Genomic DNA, 17,620 nt, shown 5'->3' with positions numbered 1-17,620 from the left:
CCACTCGGCCGACCGGCTTCGCGGCCGTTCTCCGGATCGCCGATCATCGGGGCAGACTTGCGCCCTGCTGCTGGTCGGCGCGTCGGTCGTCGCGCTCCGCCAAGGCTGGGCAGAGAAGAAGGCGCGTACTCGCTTGTCACCCGCGGCATCGAGCGCGCGCATCAGACGATCTCCCGGCCTTCGGGCTGGATCGGGCAGAGGCCGCGGACGTCGCAGCGACTGCAGCCGTCGTTGCGTTTGGCAACGAATTCTTCCGAGCGGACCATGTCTGCAGCCTCCTCCACGGCTTCGTCCAGCCACGTGCGGCCGTCGTCATCTGTTTCGAGTGGTGCCTGGCTCTGGACCTTCGGCAGGCCGATGTCGTCATGGCGCAGCTGCACCAGCTCGGCTCCACCGCTGCGCGGGTCGTCACCGAGCGCCTTCATCTGCCGGGACGTGATCGCGCGCTGGTAGATCGCCAACTGGACGTGCCGCGCGAGGGCCGGCTTGGTCGGCATGTTCCGGCCGGTCTTCAGATCGACCACCCGGATCTCGCCGTCGCCGTCCTGCTCCAGGCGGTCCATCCGGCCCTTCACCTGGACAGCCGGCTTGTTCTCGTCGGGCAGCAGGACGTCGAACTCCACCTCGGTGCCGAGCAGCTTGCGGTCCGGCCGGCCCTTGTGCCAGGCGACGAAGCGGCGCAACGCGTCCTCGGCCTCGACCCGCTCACGGTCGGAGATCCAGGTCGACTCGAATTCCAATTGGGTCCAGACCTTGTCGAGCCACCCGTTCAGCTCGTTGATCTCCGCCGGCAGCGCGCCGGTGGCTACTGCATCCGCCAACGTGTGGAGCACCATGCCGAACCCGATCGCCGACGTACTGGGTGTCTCGCCGCCCGCACGCCGCTGCAGGAACCAGCGCAGTGGGCAGTCCACGATCGTCGTCAGCGCACTTCCCGTCAGCGGCACCGGCTTGTCCGGGTTCGCGACCGGACGCTCCGATCTGGTCCGTTCGCGCACACCCCACCAGCGCTCGGGATTCGCGGTCGGGACCAGCGGATACTCCCGCTCGTCGACCGCGTCGGCCAACTGGGCGAGCCTGTCCGCCGCGACGCGCTTCAACGCGGGCGACGACGCCGGATCGGAGAGCACACAGCGCAGATCCGCGACCAGACCGGGCAGTGACAAAGGCCTGCGCGGTCGTCCGGCGACCAGTTTCAAAGGAATGTCCAGCTCTGCAAGGAATCGGGACGGTTGATCGCCGTCGGCCTCCGGCGCCTGCACCGCCGTGACGATCAGCCGCTCGCGGGCTCTCGTGATCGCCACATAGAACAACCGTCTCTCCTCGGCCAGCAGTGCTCCTGCCGACAGCGGCTCGACCAGCCCGTCCGGCCCGAGCCTGTCGGGCTCCAGCAGCGAGCCGCGACGCCGGAGATCGGGCCATTGCCCTTCCTGCACGCTGGCCACGACGACCAGCCGCCACTGCAAGCCCTTGGAACGGTGGGCGGTCATCAACTGCACACCGGCTTCCCGGTACGTCGCGTCGAACCGGTTGTCGGCCGCGATCTCCAGCGACTCCAACTCGCTGAGGAACGCCGAGACACCCTTGAACCCGACCTGCTCCTCGGCCCGGCTCGCAGCATCGAACAACGCGCAGAGCGAATCGAGGTCCCGGTTGGCCGCGCGGGCGGTCTCACCGCCACTGTTGGCCTGACCGCGGAGCCGGCGCAACCAGGGCGACTCGGACCACAGTGACCACATCACCTCGTCCGGCGCGGCCCCGGCCGTCAGGATATTCCTTGCCTTGAGCAACCTCTCGCCGAGCGCGACGAACCTTGCTTCGGCGGGCGAGGCCTGCTCGTCCAGGAGCAGCGGGTTGAGCAGAGCTTCGCGGAGTAGTTCGTCGGACGATCGGGGTAGCCGTTGACCGTTGGCGGCCTCGCGATCGCGCTTCCGCAGTACGCGGGCCAGTCGCCGGAGCTGTCCCGCGTCCATCGCGCCCAGTGGCGACAACGCCAGCGCGCGGACCACGTCGACCGTCAGCGTGACCGGATCCGCGACGGCTCTCAGTGCGAGCAACATGGGCCGCACTGCGGGCTCGCGAGACAGGGGCAACTCGTCGCCGGCAATGTCGACCGGGATGCCTGCTGCAGCCAGGGCACGACGTAGCGGTGGGATCGACCAGGTGCCCGAGCGGACCAGGACGGCCATCTCGTGCCAGCCGACGCCGTCCTGGACATGGGCGCGCCGGAGCAGGTCGGCGATGTGCTCGAGCTCGGCACCGCTGGTGGAATACAGGTTGGCCTCGACCTTTCCCGGCCCGAACACGCAACTGCTCGCGTCGGGGTTGCGGAAACGGTCGAAGGTGTCGCGGTCGAGGGTGCCGGGCACGCCCAGGCGGTTGACGACGTTGCGGGAGACGCGCAACAGCGTCGTACCGAATCTTCTGGTTGTCGCCAGGGCTATCTGGGCTGCTTCGTCGCCGGACGCCGTACGGAACTCGTCGGTGAAGCGGAGCAGGCCGCGGACGTCGGCGCCGCGGAAGGTGTAGATCGACTGGTCCGGGTCGCCGACGACGACGAGGTCGCGGCCGTCGCCGGCGATCGCCTGCAGGAGCTTGGTCTGACCCGGGTCGGTGTCCTGGTACTCATCGACGAAGACGACCTTGAACTCCTCGCGGAGTTTGGCCTGTACTTCGGGTTGCTGGGCGAGGATGACCGCGCGGTGGATCAGCTCGGAGTAGTCCAGCACCTGCTCGTGGTCGAGGATCTGCAGGTACTCCTCGAAGAAGTCGCCGACCGCGACCCACTCCGAACGGCTCGCCGACTGACCGATCGCGGACAGGTCCTCCGGGTCGAGCCCGAGCTGCCTGGCCTTGCCGATGACGGCCTGCACCTCGTCGGTGAAGCCGCGCGTCTTGAGCGCCGGGTGCAGGCTGCTCGGCCATTTCGTCATGCCGACCTCGCGGCTGCCTGCCAGAGCTTCGCTCAAACGCAGCGACTGCTCCGGACCGGAGGGCAGGCGGAGCGGCACGTCGAAGGCGTCGGGTGGAGTGAATCTTCTGAGCAAGGCGTAGCAGAACGAATGGAAGGTCATGGACGGCATGACGCGCGTCGTGCGGCCGAGGCGAGCGGTGATGCGATCGCGAAGCTCGGTCGCTGCTTTGCGTCCGAAGGTGAGGACCAGCACCTGGTCCGGGCTCAGTCCTCGGTTGCTGACGCGGTCGACGACGGCCTCCACCAGCGTCGTCGTCTTACCGGTACCAGGGCCGGCGAGAACGAGAAGTGGACCACCCGGGTGGTCCACGACGGCTTGCTGGTCAGCATCCAGCACGGGCGGTGGGTGCTGCTCGCTCCCACGCCCGGCCGGCTTCACCAGCCGGTATCGAGAACCTGTTCTACTGACCACCACCCCATCCCATCAGAGCCCGCCGACAATCCGTCACGACACCCGGCGGCAGGCGCCGGACTTCCCGGTATACGGACGGTTTTGGCGTCAGACGGAGACCTCACTGACCGGCAACCAGGCGCTGAGCGTCGTCCCGCACTCCTGGGTGGAGGAGATCGTCAGGGTCCCGTTGTGGACCCTGACCCGTTCGTACATTCCGGTGAGTCCGTGTCGCCCGGCCCGGTCACCGTCAGGATCGAAGCCCTTCCCGTCGTCGGTGACGCACACTCGGACGCCGTTGTCGGAGGTGATCTCGACGAGCACCTCGACCGCGCTCGCCCCCGCGTGCTTGACCACGTTGGTCAACGCTTCCTGCACCAGCCGGTACGCCGTGAGCTGGATGCCGTCCGGAACCCCGACGGCGCTACCCCGCAGCTCGAGCGCTACCGGCAGTCCCTGCTCCAGCAGGCCGTTCGTGAGCTCAGTGATCTGGTCGAGCCCTGGTTGCGGTGCCAGCGCCGGATCGGGCCGGCCTTCTGCGTCACGAAGCGCCGACAGCATCCGGTCCAACTCGCCGAGAGCCCGGCGACCGGCGTCCCCGATGCGCTGAAACCCGGCCAGTACCTCGTCGAGGTCACGTTGGGCCAGGTCAGGGCCGGTCTCGGCCTGGATCACCATGAGGTTCACGTGATGCGCGACCACGTCGTGCAGGTCCCGGGCGATCTGGGAGCGCCCCTCGAGCAGGATCTGGGTCTCCTCGCGCTGCCGGTTCTGCTCCTCGAGCTCGACCTCACGCAGCCGGGCGACCCTGGTCCGCTGGTACAGCCGGCCGACGACCCCGAGGCAGACCGGCAGCAGCAGGATCGCCGAGAGCGTGACCGGCCATTGCCGGCCGACCAGATCTTGGTAGTCCCAGTTGGTGTCGAGCCCTTCGGATGGGAACCATCTGTTCCGGACCACCGGGAAGAGCGCGGAGATCAGACCGAAGCCGGCCGTGGCCGCAACGACCGGCGGAGCCGTCAAGGCGACGACTGCCACCGGCAACGCGACCGGCAGTGGGCGGAGGACGGCCAAGGTGTACAGCGCGATCGTGAGGGCGATCAGGAGCGTCCAGCGCTCCTCTGTCTGCCAGTAGGTCAGCAGTCCGGCCGCGGCCATGACGACGACAGGCACCTCGGGGCAGAGCCGCCGTAGTACGAGAGTGAGCGGTGCGAACCCGATCGCGTACTGCATCCAGTGCGGAGCGGTCCACCAGTTGCCGAGGTTCTTGCCGTGCCAGATGTCCATCAGGAGCAGTGAGGCCATCGCCGTAGCCAGCAGGAGATCGACAGCGAGCGCGTGATTCGGCTCGCCGAGCACCCGGCGTACGTCGTCGAAGCGTTCGCCGGTGGTGGCCAGCACCCGCGGCCGGTTCCACCGGTGCAGAGCGGCCAGCCCGGCCAGTCCCGCGAAGGCCAGCGCGGCCGAGATCCACCACGGCCAGGACATGTTGGCGATCTGGTCGTACACCGCTGACGGGGTCCGTCCGGTCGACCCGTGAGATCCGTCCGGACTCGTGAACTCCTGGAAGATCTCCGGGTACAGGTCCCAGGCCAGGATCCCGACAGAACCGGAGGCCAGCAGCGGGGCGACGGCGACAACCGCCGTGACGCCGACGGTGGGCACGGCCCGGCAGCGACCGGCCAGGGACCACAGTGCGAGCGCGCAGCCGATCAGCAGCACCCAGTCGGTCTGTCCGAGCAGCAGCGAGGTGTAGGCGCCGAGCGCCAGACCGGCCGTCGCCAGTACCGGATCCACCCGGCGGATCGCGATCAGCGCGGGCGCGACGGCAACGATGACCTGGAGCGCGAGCGGCGCGTACGGCCAGCCGTGCTGGGACTGGATGATCCGCACCTGGGTGACGGCGAGCCCGGCGATCGCCAGCAGGACGTCCAGCGTAAAGGCGTCGCGAACCACCCGGCGGCTGATCGCTGCCCTCAGCCGGGCTCCGTGCCCGGCCGGTCCCCGTACCGGCGCGATCGCTTCGTTCACCTCTCCATTCTGTGGCCGGACCAGGCTCAGGCCGTCACTCTTGAGAGTGATACCGACTCGTGGCGGGTCGATGTGTGCGATGGTTCACCTTGGCAGATGTATAAATTGTTCATATAAATCGGTTATGTTCCTGACGTGAGCCGACAAGATCCTGCTCGTCGCCCTTCCACTGCCATCGGGGCAGCGCTTTACGGACTGGCCCTCAAGGCTGTGCGACGCAGTCCCCGTGAGATGACGCTGACCTCCTCTTCCACCCTGGCCACCCTGGACCGGACCGGCCCACGACGAATCACCGATCTGGCCGTGCTCGAAGGAGTCACCCAGCCCGCGATGACCGTCCTGGTTCGGGTGATGGAGGAATCCGGACTGGTCGAGCGGAGAGGCGACCCGGCCGACAAGCGGGTCACGCTGGTGGCGCTGACCGAGGCCGGTACGGCGTACGTCCGCGCGCGGCGCCGGGCGGGCGTCGACGAGTTCGTCCGCTTGATCGACCAACTCGAGGACGACGAGGTCCAGGCCCTCGCAGCAGCGCTTCCGGCGCTGCAGCATCTCGCAGCGCTCGACAGCCAAGAGCGAGAAGAGCCGAAGCAGTGAGCGGGCAGCCGAGCACTGGCCCCGAACACTCCGGGGCGCGGCTGCTGGTGCCCTCCCTGATGTTCATAGCCCTGGTCGTCGCGGCAGTCGGCAGCCTCGGGACGCCGCTCATCACCAGCGTGGCGACCACGTTCCACGTCTCACTCGACAGCGCGCAGTGGACGCTGACCATCGCGCTGCTGAGTGGTGCCGTCGCCACGCCCGTCCTCGGCCGGCTCGGGGCCGGCCCCCACCGACGAGCCACGATTCTCGCCACGCTGGCGATCGTCGTCGCCGGCAGTGCGCTCACCGTGCTGCCGTTGCCGTTCGCGTGGCTGCTCGTCGGTAGAGCCGCCCAAGGCGTCGGGCTCGGTCTGACGGCGCTGATGATGGGCGTGGCCCGCGACCATCTCCCCGAGGAGCGCAGCGCGCCCACCATCGCGCTGATCTCGGTGGTCTCGATCATCGGTGCCGGCGTCGGCTATCCCCTCGCCGCGCTGCTCGCCGAGTTCGGCGGGCTGCGCGTCGCCTACAGCCTCGGTCTGCTCGTCACCGCCGTCGCTTTCCTGACCGCCTGGCGCTCTGTCCCCAAAGCCCCTGAAGGCCGCTCCGCCCATTTGGACCTACCTGGCGCGCTCCTTCTGGCGGGTGCACTGTTCCTCATCCTGTTCCTCGCGAGCGAGACGAGTCTGTGGAGCCATCACCTGGTCCTTGCGGTGGTCCTGGCACTCGTTGCCGTGCTCCTGCTCTGCGTCTGGACCGCCACCGAGCTGCGTAGCAAGACGCCGCTGGTCGATGTCCGCGCCGTACGGCACCCGGCAGTCGCAGGGGCGAACATCGCCATGTTCGTTGGCGGAATCGGCATGTACCTGCTCCTCACGCTCATCACCCGGTACGCACAGACGCCGCACAGCGCCGGCTACGGCTTCGGCCTGACCACCTTCGTCGCCGGACTGGTCCTCGTCCCGTTCTCCGTACTGGGGTTCGTCGCCGGCAAGCTCACGCCTCGGGTGCGCAAACGGATCGACGGACCCTTGCTCCTGGCCGGCAGCGCCGTCGTCGTCGGTGCAGGGTTCGTCCTCTTCTCGGCGGCCCGCTCGAACCTGGCCGAACTGTTCGCAGCCATGGGCGTGCTCGGCTTCGGCGTCGGCAGCTTCTCAGCCGCCATGCCCGGCGTCATCCTGGCCGTCACACCGAAGAGCGAGACGTCGAGCGCCATGAGCTTCAACTACGTCGTCCGCAGCGTCGGGTACTCCCTGGGCAGCGCCACAGGCGGCCTGGTACTGGCCGCCGGCACCGCCACCGGCCATCTCTTCCCGAACGACGGCGCCTACACCACAGCTGCGCTGGTCGGCATCGTGGCGATGGCGATCACGACAATCACCAGCCTTACCCTCGCCCGGCTCCGCTCGCGCGAGACCAACCCGACCGACGCGCCACGCCAGGACCGGCCGAGCCGCTGACCGGCGCCCGTCGCGCCGCACCGGGACCGGTCGAGTCGACAAGCGGTGTTGTCGCACCGTAGCTGGTCGCCGACGCGTGGCAGGCTGGCAGCTCACCTGAACGGAGTTGGTGTGTTCAATCATGAGCCTGTTGGTTATCGGTGCCCGTTCTGTTTGGTGGCGGCGGGCGGTGAGGATCAGCTGACTTCGCGGGACGATGTGGTGTTGGAGTCGTCGCAGGCGTTCGCGTTCGTGTCGTCGCGCTGGTGGCCCAACAACCACGGACACGTGCTTGTCGCTCCGCGGACTCATCACGAGAACTTGTACGACCTGCCCGCCGCCGACGGGTACCAGGACGCGTGGCACCTTCACGTCCACGTCTTTCCTCGCTACGCCGACGACAATCTCTACAACACTCGCCCCTTGGCAACCCCGGCGACTCCGAACGAGCGCGCGCCGTACAGCCACAAGCTCCGAAGGTACTTCGCCGATGCGAAGAGCTGAGGAACTCCGAGCCGAGCTGATCGGCCGGATGAACACCGACGGCGAGGCAGTGCGCGCGCTCTTGGCGACGGCGGACGAGTACCGCGTTGAGTTCGCTGCGCGACCGGAAGCGTCTGCCGGCATCGATTGGCCGTACGGGCTGCTCGAATGGACACCGCCGGAGAGCGCGCCCGCAACCGTCCGCCGGGTGATCACGGTCGTGCACGACAACGCCGAGCGATTGGGTCAGATCATCACGCAGTACGGCGAATGGCCGGGTAGGTCGCTCGTTGGCGAAGACGGGGCCGACGCGGCATGGCTCATTCTCCAGCACTGCGGCTCCGGTGTGCCGACTGTCGGTACGCCGGAGCTTCTGGCCTTCCAACGACGTTGCCTCCCGCTCCTCGAGCAAGCCGCGGCGATCGGCGAGGCCCATCCTCGCCACCTCGCGCACATAGCCGACAACCTGCACGCACGCGCCGGCGAGCCACCGGAGTTCGCAGTACTCATGTCCGCGTACTCCGTCGTCGATGGTCAGCCGGTCTTCAGCCGTCCCCTCGATGTCCGCACCGTCGATCGCCGTCGAGGCGAGATCGGCCTGGTCCCATTGGCCGAGGACGTCCGCCGCCGGGCACTCGGCGACCCTCTGTCACCCGTCGCACCCGGGCTACCCGAACCGTGGCCGGCGCTGAACCGCTGAGGTACTGAATGTCTTCGGCCGTGTGAGATGAATGGCGCGGGAGAAGCTGTCACCACGACCTGGCTCGGTCGAATTGTGCGCGCTGAAGTGTGGCTGTCGCTTCCGGTCGATCCGCTGGGTGGGGGCAGTGCGGTGATGCCGGATTCGGGATCGTACGCATCAAGGTCCTTCTGAGCGACGTCGGCGAGCTGCACAGCAAGGCGCGACGAAGGAGCGCCGCTAAGGGGTGGGTGGGAGCAGCGACGTAGGAGTTGCGTGGGGGCGGTTCGTAGTACGAAGTCAGTCGTCCGGGTTCCAGCGGACCGCGGGGAGGTTGACTTTGCCGTTGGTTACTCGGACTCCGTCGCCGCGGAGGAGTTCCAGTTGGGTGTCGCCTACTTCTTCGGCGGGGATGCCGCTGGCTCGGATGACGCGCCACCAGGGGACGCCGCCGCCGTACTCGCGCATGATGGCGCCGACCTGGCGGGGGCCGCCTTGGCCTACGTAGGTGGCGATGTCGCCGTAGGTCGCGACGCTGCCGGGTGGGATCGACTCGACGGCGAGTAGGACTGCTTCTACGTATTCCTCCCTGTCCACGGACAAAAGGTAGCCGCCCGCGCCGACAGAATCGGTGCGCGGGCGGCGTACGGGTCAGGTGAGCGGCTGAGAAGGTGAGCGGCAGAGGTCAGGCGAGAGGGGCCAGGGCCTTGGCGAGGGGTTCGACGGCTGAGGGTGGGGAGTCGAGGGGGAGGTTCATGACGACCAGGTCGACGCCTGCTTCGCCGTACGCCGCGGCGTCGGCCACCGCCTTGTCGAGGGGCTCGTCCGGGTCGATGCGGACGTTGACCGAGCAGGTGATCTCCGCCGGGTCGCGTCCTAAGTCGGCGCAATGAGCGACGAGGATCTCTTTGAGTGGCGTCCACTCGGAGGGGTCCGCGACGATGACGTTCCAGTGCTGGGCCCAGCGGGCTACCGCGCGGAGGGTGCGCTTGGGGCCTTTGCCGCCGATGGTGATCGGCGGGTGCGGGGTTTGAACGGCCTTAGGTTCGCAGTACGCGTCGGTGAGTTTGATGTACTCGCCGTCGAAGTTCGCGACCTTCTCCGTCAGCAGGGCGATCATCGCCTGGACGCCCTCGTCGAAACGGTCGAAGCGTTCCTTCAGCGGCGGGAGGTCGATCCCGTACGCGTCGCACTCCAGCTGGTTCCAGCCGGCGCCGACGCCTAGTTCGAGGCGCCCGTTCGAGATGATGTCGGTGGTTGCGGCCATGTTCGCCAGTACGGCGGGGTGCCGGTAGATCATCCCGGTGACCTGGCAGCCGACGCGGATTCTGCTGGTCGCTTGGGCCAGCGCGGCGAGGGTGGTCCAGGCCTCCAGGTTCGGGCCGGCCATGTCGCCGCTGAGCGGGTAGAAGTGGTCCCAGTGCCAGGCCGACTCGAAGATCTCGAACTCGTCGGCCGCGATCCACACGTCGCGGAGTTGCTGCCACGTCGTGTGCTCGGGCCTGGTCTTGATCGCAAACCGCATCGCAGTCCCTCCAAGGTAAAGGCTTTCCGCCGCCTTGCACATTACCCCGGTACGACGGAGCTGGGGACAGGCCCGAGGGCGATAATCGGTGCGGTGAGTGCTGCGGAGGGGTCCTGGGGACGGGTCGAGCGGCTCGATGCCGGCCGGATGGCGGTCGAGGTCGAGCGTGCGACCGGGGTGCGGGTCGTTGTCGAAGGGCCTTGCTCCGGGGGCGAGGTGGGCGCCGCGTTCGTGCGTTGGGAGGACGGGCGGCGCGGAGTGTTGAAGTGGCGGCCCGGTACGACGGTCGCGGAGCTGCAGGCGGGTCCGTTGGCGGTGGTGGACGTACTCCGGTCCGTTGGGTATCCGGCACCAGCGACCGACTTCTCCGCTCCGGTTGGCGATGCGGTGGTGACGATCCAAGAGCTCTTGCCAGGCAGCACGGTCGACCGGCTGGACGAAGCCATGCTCGATCAGGCACTCGTGCTCAACGAACTGCAGGCGGGAGTTCTCGCCGAGCGCCCGGACATCCCGACCGTGAGTCTCTATCTCACCGACGACGGGCCGGGATTCTGTTTGCACGGGCCACTTCGGGCGCACAGCCGGCGTACGGCGAAGCTCGAGAGCTGGATCGCCGAGGTCGGCGCCGCGCACCCAAGAGAGCTCGCGGGTGACGACGCGATGCATCTCGACTTCCATCCGGGCAATCTGCTCGCGCTCGACGGCAAGCTCACCGGAGTCATCGACTGGGACGGCGCTGCTCGAGGCGACCGGCGCCTTGACCTGGTGACGTTGCGTTTCGGGGCCCGGCTCGACTCGACGGCGGCAGCGCGGCTCGACGAGTTGCTCGACAGCTTTCCCGAAGACGTACTACGGCCGCTCTGGGCGCACATGAGTTTGCGGATGGTCGATTGGGCGATCCGCCATTTCACGCCGGCCGAGGTCGACCACTGGGTCACGTTCGCAGAACGGCGGACGGACTGAATCAGCAGGCGGGCTGACCGGTCAGCCTCCGCACAGTGGGATGGCCGGATGAGCTTCGGAGATGGCGGCGAAGAGCGTGAACAGTTCGAACAGGATGCCGGCGACAGCTGTGATCGCGAGTGTCATCACGAGCGGCTCCGGGTTGTGGCGGAACCAGCGGATCAGCAGCACGAGTGCGAGAACGCCCACGGCCAACCCGATACCGCAGTACAGGTAGCCGGACAGCGGTAGGGGCAAGGTGCCGTCGCAGGTGCGCTGACGGTGCCGGGCTACCGCACGTTGGACGTTGCTCGACTTCAGCGCGAGCACGATGCCGACCGCGAGGATGCCGAAGACGACTCCCTGCCGCCGTCGGGCGTCCATCGCCATGCAGCGGTCAGTCGAGCCCGAGTCGAGCCCGTACTTCGGGTCTGCGCAACGGTGGGACCGTCTGTGGCGGCACCCGGCGCTCAGGCATCTCGGCTAGCAGTTCCTGGGTGATCCGGGCGACCTCGGCGGCGGCGCGCTCGATCGGGCCGCGGGTGGTCGCGCTCAGCGAGCCGACGCCGGTCACCTTGCGCACGTACTGCAGCGCTGCCGCGTAGACCTCGTCGGAGGTCGCCGCCGGCTCTAGTCCACGGAGAACGGTGATGTTTCTGCACATGCTCCGACAGTACGTCCCGACGGGGACAATCTACGAGCTATTGACAATCCTAATGCCATTAGGTTTTCCTCAAGGTATGTCTACAGCGCAGGAACTCGACCGCCGCGGCCGCCGTCGTCAGGAGACGATCGACGAGATCCTCGACGTGGCAGTGGACTTGATGGAGGCCGAGGGTGTCGCCGCGCTGAGCCTGTCGGCGGTGGCCCGGAAGGTCGGCATGCAGCCGCCCTCGCTGTACCAGTACTTCGCCTCCAAGATGGCGATCTACGACGCGCTCTTCCAGCGCGGCGCCGAGCAGGTTCGCGACGCGCAGCGCACCGCACGGGCGGCGGCCGACACGACGGACCAGCTCGAGCTAGGCATGATCGGCGTCACCGCCTTCGGCAAGTGGTGCATGGAGAACCAGGTGCTCAGCCAGTTGCTCTTCTGGCGCACGGTGCCCGGGTTCGAGCCCTCACCGGAAGCGTTCGCGCCTTCTCTGGACATGCTGAACGACCTGCGGCAGTACCTGCAGGGAGCAGTGGACGCCGGCCAGCTCGACAGCGGCGCGGTGAGTGACGACGGGATCGCCTTGTTCACCTCGATGACGGCCGGCCTGTTGTCCCAGCAGATGGCGAACGAGCCCGACACGACGTACGAGGAAGGCCGGTTCACCCGGCTGATGCCCGTCGTCCTCGACATGTTCTACCAGCGGTACAAGCCAACCAGGGGGAAGAAATGACCACCACCGTCTTGCACGCCAGGGAGATTCACCGGGCCGACCGGGCGACCGCGCGCAAACACCGCGACGCCGAGATCGAGGCGTGGCGCGACCTGACGGAATCGTTCGACGAGGCCGACTGGCACCGCCGTACGGTCTGTACCGAGTGGGACGTGGCCGACATCGTCGGGCACCTGTGTGGGCAGGCCGAGGACGTCAACCGGCCGTGGCTCTTCCCGCTCCGGGACCGCCGGGCCAAGCGGGCGTACCCGAATGTTGTGCTGCTCGACGCGCACATGATGATCCAGGCGGACGAACACCGCGGTACGCCGCCGGCCGAGCTGCGCGAGCGGTTCGCCAAACTGTGGGGCAAGGCGACGCGCACGATCAGCCGCAATCCCGGACTGATCCGGCGCATGCCGGTGAAGGTGGAAGGCGTGCCAGGGTTCGAGAAACTCGACCTCGGCTACATCCAGGACATCTTGCTCGCTCGCGACCTGTGGATGCATCGCGATGACGTCTGCCAGGCCCTCGGTCGTTCGTTCGATGCAGGCCCGTACGCCGAGGAGCTGATCGCTCAGGTCGTCCTCGACGTTCAGGAAGGGCCGTTCTGGCGGGGCGTGCCGGTGGAGCTCGTGCTCACCGGGCAAGGCGGCGGCACCTACCGGCTGGGCGACGGGACCCCGATCGCCACGGTCCGGACCGACGCGGTCGGCTACATGCGCACCCTGTCGGGTCGCGACGACCACCCGGTCGTCGAGTTGCTCGACGGCGACCAGTCGGGCGCCGAGGCCGTGGCCATCTGCCGCATGCCTTTCTGAGCGAAACACCGGCACCACGGAGGGGCGGCGCCGGCCGGCTCTGAGGGCTTAAAAAGCAGCAACCCCTCGGCCGGGAGGCCGAGGGGTTGCTGAGGAGATCGGTCAGTACGACGGTTGCGAGGGGTCGATCTGGTCGACCCAGGCGACGACGCCGCCGCCAACGTGAACGGCGTCGGAGAAGCCGGCGCCCTTGGCGATGGCCAGGACCTCGGCGGAGCGGACGCCGGACTTGCAGTGGAAGACCAACTGCTTGTCCTGCGGGAGCTTCTCGAGGGCGACGCCGGTCTGGAAGTCGGCCTTGGGGATCAGCACCGAGCCCGGGATCCGGTTGATCTCGTACTCGTTCGGCTCGCGGACGTCGATCAGGACGAAGTCCTTCTCGCCGTTGTCCTTGAGCTTGATCCACTCGCTGAGCTGCTTCACCGAAATCGTCGAACCGACGGCCGCGTCGGCCGCCTCCTCGGTGAGCGCGCCGCAGAAGCTCTCGTAGTCGATCAGCTCGGTGACGGTCGGGTTCTCACCGCAGATCGCACAGTTCGGGTCCTTGCGGACCTTCAGCGCACGCCAGTTCAGGTCGAGCGCCTCGTAGATGTTCAGCCGGCCTAGCGACGGGTCGCCGATGCCGGTGAGCAGCTTGATCGCCTCGGTCACCTGGGCGGCGCCGACCGACGCGCACAGGACGCCGAGGACGCCACCCTCGGCGCAGGACGGGACCATGCCGGGCGGCGGCGGCTCGGGGTACAGGCAGCGGTAGCACGGGCCGTGCTCGGCCCAGAACACGCTGACCTGGCCGTCGAAGCGGAAGATCGAACCCCACACGTACGGCTTGCCGAGCAGCACCGCGGCGTCGTTCACCAGGTACCGGGTGGCGAAGTTGTCGGTGCCGTCCACGATCAGGTCGTACTGCTCGAAGATCTCGAACACGTTGTCGTTGTCGAGGCGCACCTCGTGCAGCACGACGTTGGTGTTCGGGTTGGTCTCCAGGATCGACTCGCGCGCCGACTGCGCCTTGGACTTCCCGACGTCGGACTGGCCGTGGATGATCTGGCGCTGCAGGTTGGACTCGTCGACGGTGTCGAACTCGACGATGCCGAGCGTGCCGACACCGGCCGCGGCCAGGTACAGCAGCGCGGGGCTGCCCAGACCGCCGGCGCCGATCACCAGCACCTTGGCGTTCTTGAGCCGCTTCTGACCGGCCATCCCGACCTCGGGGATGATCAGGTGCCGTGAATACCGGCGGACCTCGTCGATCGTCAGCTCGGCGGCCGGCTCGACCAGCGGTGGCAGTGACACAGGTGCTCCTCGTCAACGGGAAAACTTCGCGGTACGGCTTACAACCAGCCGCACCTCCCCCATGTTCCCGCACCACCCCAGCAGACCCCCGCCAGGTCCGCATCCCAAGACATCTGTCTCGTACTACGAACCGTCGGCTGCCTGCGGAACAGGCAGCCGACGGGCCGGTCGATCAGTCGTTGTCGGTGATGGTTCCGGTCAGGGTCAGCGGGAGCTTGATCTCGGCGCCGCCGGACTCGGTGAGGGTCACCGTGAACGTCTCCGTCGGTTCCTTGACCTTGTCGTCGAGGAGTTTGACCTCGATCTCGCCGGTGGTCTGGCCGGGTTCGATGTAGCCGTCGATGTAGTCGATCGGCTGCGGTTCGCTGCCGTCGTCGTTCGGGTTGCGGAAGTCCGTGCCGAGGACCGCCGTACCGCTCTTCATCGTGCCCGCGACGTAGACGAAGTTGTCGCTCGGGGCCGACAGCTTGATCGGGAACTTGAGCGAGCCCGCGTTCTCCGCCGCCGTCGCCGGGCCGATCGTCATCGTCGGGGTCGGGTCGTCGTCGACCACCGTGCCGTAGCCGAACGACGCCGCCAGCAACGCCTGCTTCGGCGCCGAGAGCACCAGGCTGAACTCCGCGTCGACACTGTCCCGGGTGTTCCCGGTGATCGCCACGGTCACCTTCTTCCGCGTCTGCCCCGGCTTGAAGACGAGTTGCTCAGCCACCTCACCCACCGAGCTGCTCAAATTGCCGTTCGTCTCGGCGTACACGCTGACCGGGACGATGCTCGGGCGCGACAACGTCACCCAGAAGTCGACCTTGCGGGTACCGCTGTCGCCCTCCGGGATCTTGCCGATGCTGGACGCCGACACCTGCGGCAGCCGCGAGGGCGCCGACCAGCCGAGGTCCGGCTTGGAGAACGCCAGGTCGCTGACGAACACCGATCCGGAGGCGACCCGATCGGTCCGCAACTCGACTGCCCGGACGTCGCGCAGGTCGATCCCCTTCAGCAGGCTGACCGGGATCCGCACGGTCCGGAGCAGGTTCTTCGGCAGACCGCTGTCGTTCGAGCCGGGCATCCGGACCAGCGCGTCACCGAGGCTGGAGGCCGGGATCGACACCGCCTTGCCCTTGCCGTCGACGACCCGGATGCTCAGGTCGGTCTTCGGCGCGCCCGCCGGATCGGGTGCCGCGCGGAACGAGAGCGCGGCGTACCGGCGTACGTCGCGCTGGGCTGCCGTGAGGTTGACCCGCACGACTCCGTTCCTCCCCGTCCAGGTGAGCTTGGTGACGGCCATCGTCGGCGTCTTGGCCGCGAGGTACGCCTCCACCCAGTGCGGCGACTGCGAGCTGTCCTCGTTCTTCACGCACTTGGGTGTCGCAGCGGCAACTCGACCGGCCGGCGCGTCCACGCCCGCGCACACAGTTGCTTTGGCGCTTCCACTGACCGCCCCATAAGGCAGTGGCTGGTCGAAGTGGTTGAGATCCCGCCGGCTCCCCGCCGGCGCCTGCGAGACAACCCGTACTACGGAGTTGCCGGCCGATGCCGCCCGGCTGTTCGAGCCGTCGAGCAACCCGAAGAACTGCTTCTCGTGACCCAGCTGAAGGCGGAAGAAGCCGGCCACGTACGCCGTACCGACGGCCTGCTGCTGCTTCGGGGTCAACCGGCCCGCGTACTTCGATCCGCACGGCGACGTCTTGTCGTTGTCGTCGCCGTACCAGTCGTCGTTCGAGGGCGCCTCGGACTGACCCGGGGTCCACTCGGTGTTGAAGAAGTTGTGGTTCGCGCCGAGCACCGTCACGGTCGAGCGTGGCGCGGTGTCGCCGGCCACGGAGTACCGCGTGTCGTCGTAGAACTTCTGGCCCTGCAGGTCGGACACGTCACCGTCGCAGTACGGCAGGATGACACTCATCGCGACGCCGGGCACCGTGGCGCGCGCGAAGTCGGTCGGCGCGAGCGGCAGGACCGCGCGAACGCCGTACTTGCCGCCGCGATCCGCGTTGAGCACGGCCGCGCGGGCGACGCCTTCGCCACCGCGGGAGTGGCCCATCAGGCCGACGTTGTTCAGGTCGACCTTGCCGACGAACTTCGACCCGAACGGGCCGCCGCCGACGGTGGACCACTTCTTCCACAGGTCCAGGTGGTCGAGGATCAGTTCGGCGCGCGCCTGCGCACCGGTGTCGACGACGTCGCTGTCCCAGCCATTGATGGCGTTCGCGCTGATCGAGACGACCTGGTAGCCGTTGCTCGCCAGAGCCTTCGCGGGACCGTCGTACCCCTTGTAGCTCGGGATCGGCTTCTCGCCCTTGGCGCACGGCCACGGCTTCTCGGACGGCTCGGTCGTATCGCCGTAACAGACCTGGTGCCGTCCGTGCAGGAAGATCACCAGCGGGCGAGCACCGGCCGCGCCCTTGGGCGAGTAGACCTTGCCCCGTACTTCGGACTTGTGCCCCAGGCCGGGCAGGTAGACCGCCTCGTCACCCAGGTTGTACTCCGCGGTCTCGACCGCATATCTGCCGAGCGCACCGGGATCGGCCGCCAGCAGCGGGCCCTTCGGCGCCTTCAGCCAGTCGGCGTCGGTCGGTCCCGCCGCGACCCGGCTGCGTTTGTTGTCCTGCCCGTCAGTGGTCCCGTCCGTGGACCACACCAACTGGACATCCTTCGCCTTCAACAGCGCCGGATCGGAACTCACCACGGTGGCGGTTCGCTGATCCACGGACTGCTTGGCGACCCCGACGGTCTTTCCGTCGACGGCGATCAACGGCAACGCGTCGCGCAACGGCGCCGGCGCGTCCAGCTTGAGTGTGATTTTGTAGCCCCCGGCAACTGGTGTGACGTCCCAGTTCTTGCCGTTGGCCATGGGCGGAGGTGGTGTTGCGGCCTGAGCCTGGGCGGCGGGTCCGAGCAGTGCGCCGCCGAGCAGCACCACCGCAAGCCCCAGTCTTCCGAATACCCGCACAACGATCCTTTCGTCAGCAGACAGATCACTGCGACTGACTCCCGGGACACGCGGCGGGTTGTCGAATCCGGTGAACTCGACACCAAGATCATCCCCCGGGATGATCTCGGCCTCACAGATGGCTACCTGAGGAGGTAGCGGCTCCCCCACCGACGCGC

The 17,620-nt window shown here is 67.9% G+C and carries 15 protein-coding genes; 7 read left to right on the top strand and 8 right to left on the bottom strand.

Annotation, left to right across the window (positions count from 1 at the left end; genetic code table 11):
- Nucleotides 1–161: 161 nt before the first annotated feature.
- Both EV138_RS25925 and EV138_RS25920 read right to left on the bottom strand, forming a co-directional pair.
- Nucleotides 162–3,311: an ATP-dependent helicase gene (locus EV138_RS25925; protein ID WP_238158355.1), complete on the bottom strand. Its 3,150-nt coding sequence runs from the start codon at nucleotides 3,309–3,311 to the stop codon at nucleotides 162–164.
- A 162-nt stretch (nucleotides 3,312–3,473) separates the two neighbouring features.
- On the bottom strand, nucleotides 3,474–5,396 hold the full coding sequence (locus EV138_RS25920) for a sensor histidine kinase (RefSeq protein WP_133981356.1): 1,923 nt from the start codon (nucleotides 5,394–5,396) through the stop codon (nucleotides 3,474–3,476).
- Nucleotides 5,397–5,627: 231 nt separating this feature from the next.
- Here EV138_RS25920 and EV138_RS25915 point away from each other — a divergent pair, with 231 nt between their 5' ends.
- The 4 genes from EV138_RS25915 (at nucleotide 5,628) to EV138_RS25900 (ending at nucleotide 8,594) form a co-directional block, all read left to right on the top strand.
- The gene (locus EV138_RS25915) at nucleotides 5,628–5,990 is read left to right on the top strand and encodes a MarR family winged helix-turn-helix transcriptional regulator (protein ID WP_133981355.1); all 363 of its coding nucleotides are present in this window, start codon (nucleotides 5,628–5,630) and stop codon (nucleotides 5,988–5,990) included.
- Complete coding sequence (locus EV138_RS25910; protein ID WP_202866821.1) at nucleotides 5,987–7,432, top strand: MFS transporter; 1,446 nt, start codon at nucleotides 5,987–5,989, stop codon at nucleotides 7,430–7,432. Before EV138_RS25915 ends, EV138_RS25910 begins: the two co-directional genes overlap by 4 nt.
- A 111-nt stretch (nucleotides 7,433–7,543) precedes the next feature.
- A complete protein-coding gene (locus EV138_RS25905; protein WP_133981354.1) occupies nucleotides 7,544–7,915 on the top strand; it encodes an HIT family protein in 372 nt (123 codons plus the stop codon).
- The gene (locus tag EV138_RS25900; RefSeq protein ID WP_133981353.1) at nucleotides 7,902–8,594 is read left to right on the top strand and encodes a DUF6624 domain-containing protein; all 693 of its coding nucleotides are present in this window, start codon (nucleotides 7,902–7,904) and stop codon (nucleotides 8,592–8,594) included. The genes EV138_RS25905 and EV138_RS25900 overlap by 14 nt, the downstream gene beginning before the upstream one ends.
- Nucleotides 8,595–8,873: 279 nt before the next feature.
- Here EV138_RS25900 and EV138_RS25895 read toward each other — a convergent pair whose 3' ends face one another.
- Both EV138_RS25895 and EV138_RS25890 read right to left on the bottom strand, forming a co-directional pair.
- A complete protein-coding gene (locus EV138_RS25895) occupies nucleotides 8,874–9,170 on the bottom strand; it encodes an MGMT family protein (RefSeq protein ID WP_133981352.1) in 297 nt (98 codons plus the stop codon).
- Nucleotides 9,171–9,258: 88 nt separating this feature from the next.
- Nucleotides 9,259–10,098, bottom strand: coding sequence for a TIGR03560 family F420-dependent LLM class oxidoreductase (locus EV138_RS25890; RefSeq protein WP_133981351.1), 840 nt, complete (start codon nucleotides 10,096–10,098; stop codon nucleotides 9,259–9,261).
- A gap of 93 nt (nucleotides 10,099–10,191) precedes the next feature.
- On the opposite strand from EV138_RS25890, the gene EV138_RS25885 reads away from it, so the two are divergent.
- Nucleotides 10,192–11,061, top strand: coding sequence for a phosphotransferase (locus EV138_RS25885; protein ID WP_238158354.1), 870 nt, complete (start codon nucleotides 10,192–10,194; stop codon nucleotides 11,059–11,061).
- A gap of 21 nt (nucleotides 11,062–11,082) precedes the next feature.
- Here the strand turns inward: EV138_RS25885 and EV138_RS25880 are convergent, their stop codons facing one another.
- Both EV138_RS25880 and EV138_RS25875 read right to left on the bottom strand, forming a co-directional pair.
- Nucleotides 11,083–11,430, bottom strand: a complete 348-nt coding sequence (locus tag EV138_RS25880) for a hypothetical protein (protein ID WP_133981350.1) — start codon at nucleotides 11,428–11,430, stop codon at nucleotides 11,083–11,085.
- Between the two features lie 7 nt (nucleotides 11,431–11,437).
- Nucleotides 11,438–11,704, bottom strand: a complete 267-nt coding sequence (locus EV138_RS25875) for a DUF2277 domain-containing protein (protein ID WP_112244027.1) — start codon at nucleotides 11,702–11,704, stop codon at nucleotides 11,438–11,440.
- 76 nt (nucleotides 11,705–11,780) lie between these two features.
- Here EV138_RS25875 and EV138_RS25870 point away from each other — a divergent pair, with 76 nt between their 5' ends.
- Together EV138_RS25870 and EV138_RS25865 are read left to right on the top strand one after the other, a co-directional pair.
- A complete protein-coding gene (locus tag EV138_RS25870) occupies nucleotides 11,781–12,425 on the top strand; it encodes a TetR/AcrR family transcriptional regulator (RefSeq protein ID WP_166678678.1) in 645 nt (214 codons plus the stop codon).
- Entirely contained in the window at nucleotides 12,422–13,225 is an 804-nt protein-coding gene (locus EV138_RS25865) for a maleylpyruvate isomerase family mycothiol-dependent enzyme (protein ID WP_133981348.1), read from the top strand. Before EV138_RS25870 ends, EV138_RS25865 begins: the two co-directional genes overlap by 4 nt.
- 102 nt (nucleotides 13,226–13,327) lie before the next feature.
- On the opposite strand, the gene moeZ is transcribed toward EV138_RS25865, so the two are convergent.
- Nucleotides 13,328–14,518: an adenylyltransferase/sulfurtransferase MoeZ gene (gene moeZ / locus EV138_RS25860; RefSeq protein ID WP_112244033.1), complete on the bottom strand. Its 1,191-nt coding sequence runs from the start codon at nucleotides 14,516–14,518 to the stop codon at nucleotides 13,328–13,330.
- 172 nt (nucleotides 14,519–14,690) lie between these two features.
- A complete protein-coding gene (locus tag EV138_RS25855; RefSeq protein ID WP_133981347.1) occupies nucleotides 14,691–17,462 on the bottom strand; it encodes a Calx-beta domain-containing protein in 2,772 nt (923 codons plus the stop codon).
- Nucleotides 17,463–17,620: the final 158 nt, after the last annotated feature.

Origin of the sequence: Kribbella voronezhensis (genome assembly GCF_004365175.1) — a bacterium.
Lineage (GTDB): Bacteria > Actinomycetota > Actinomycetes > Propionibacteriales > Kribbellaceae > Kribbella > Kribbella voronezhensis.
Note: the sequence above shows the minus strand (reverse complement) of the source record. Positions and strands in the feature narration are given on the sequence as shown.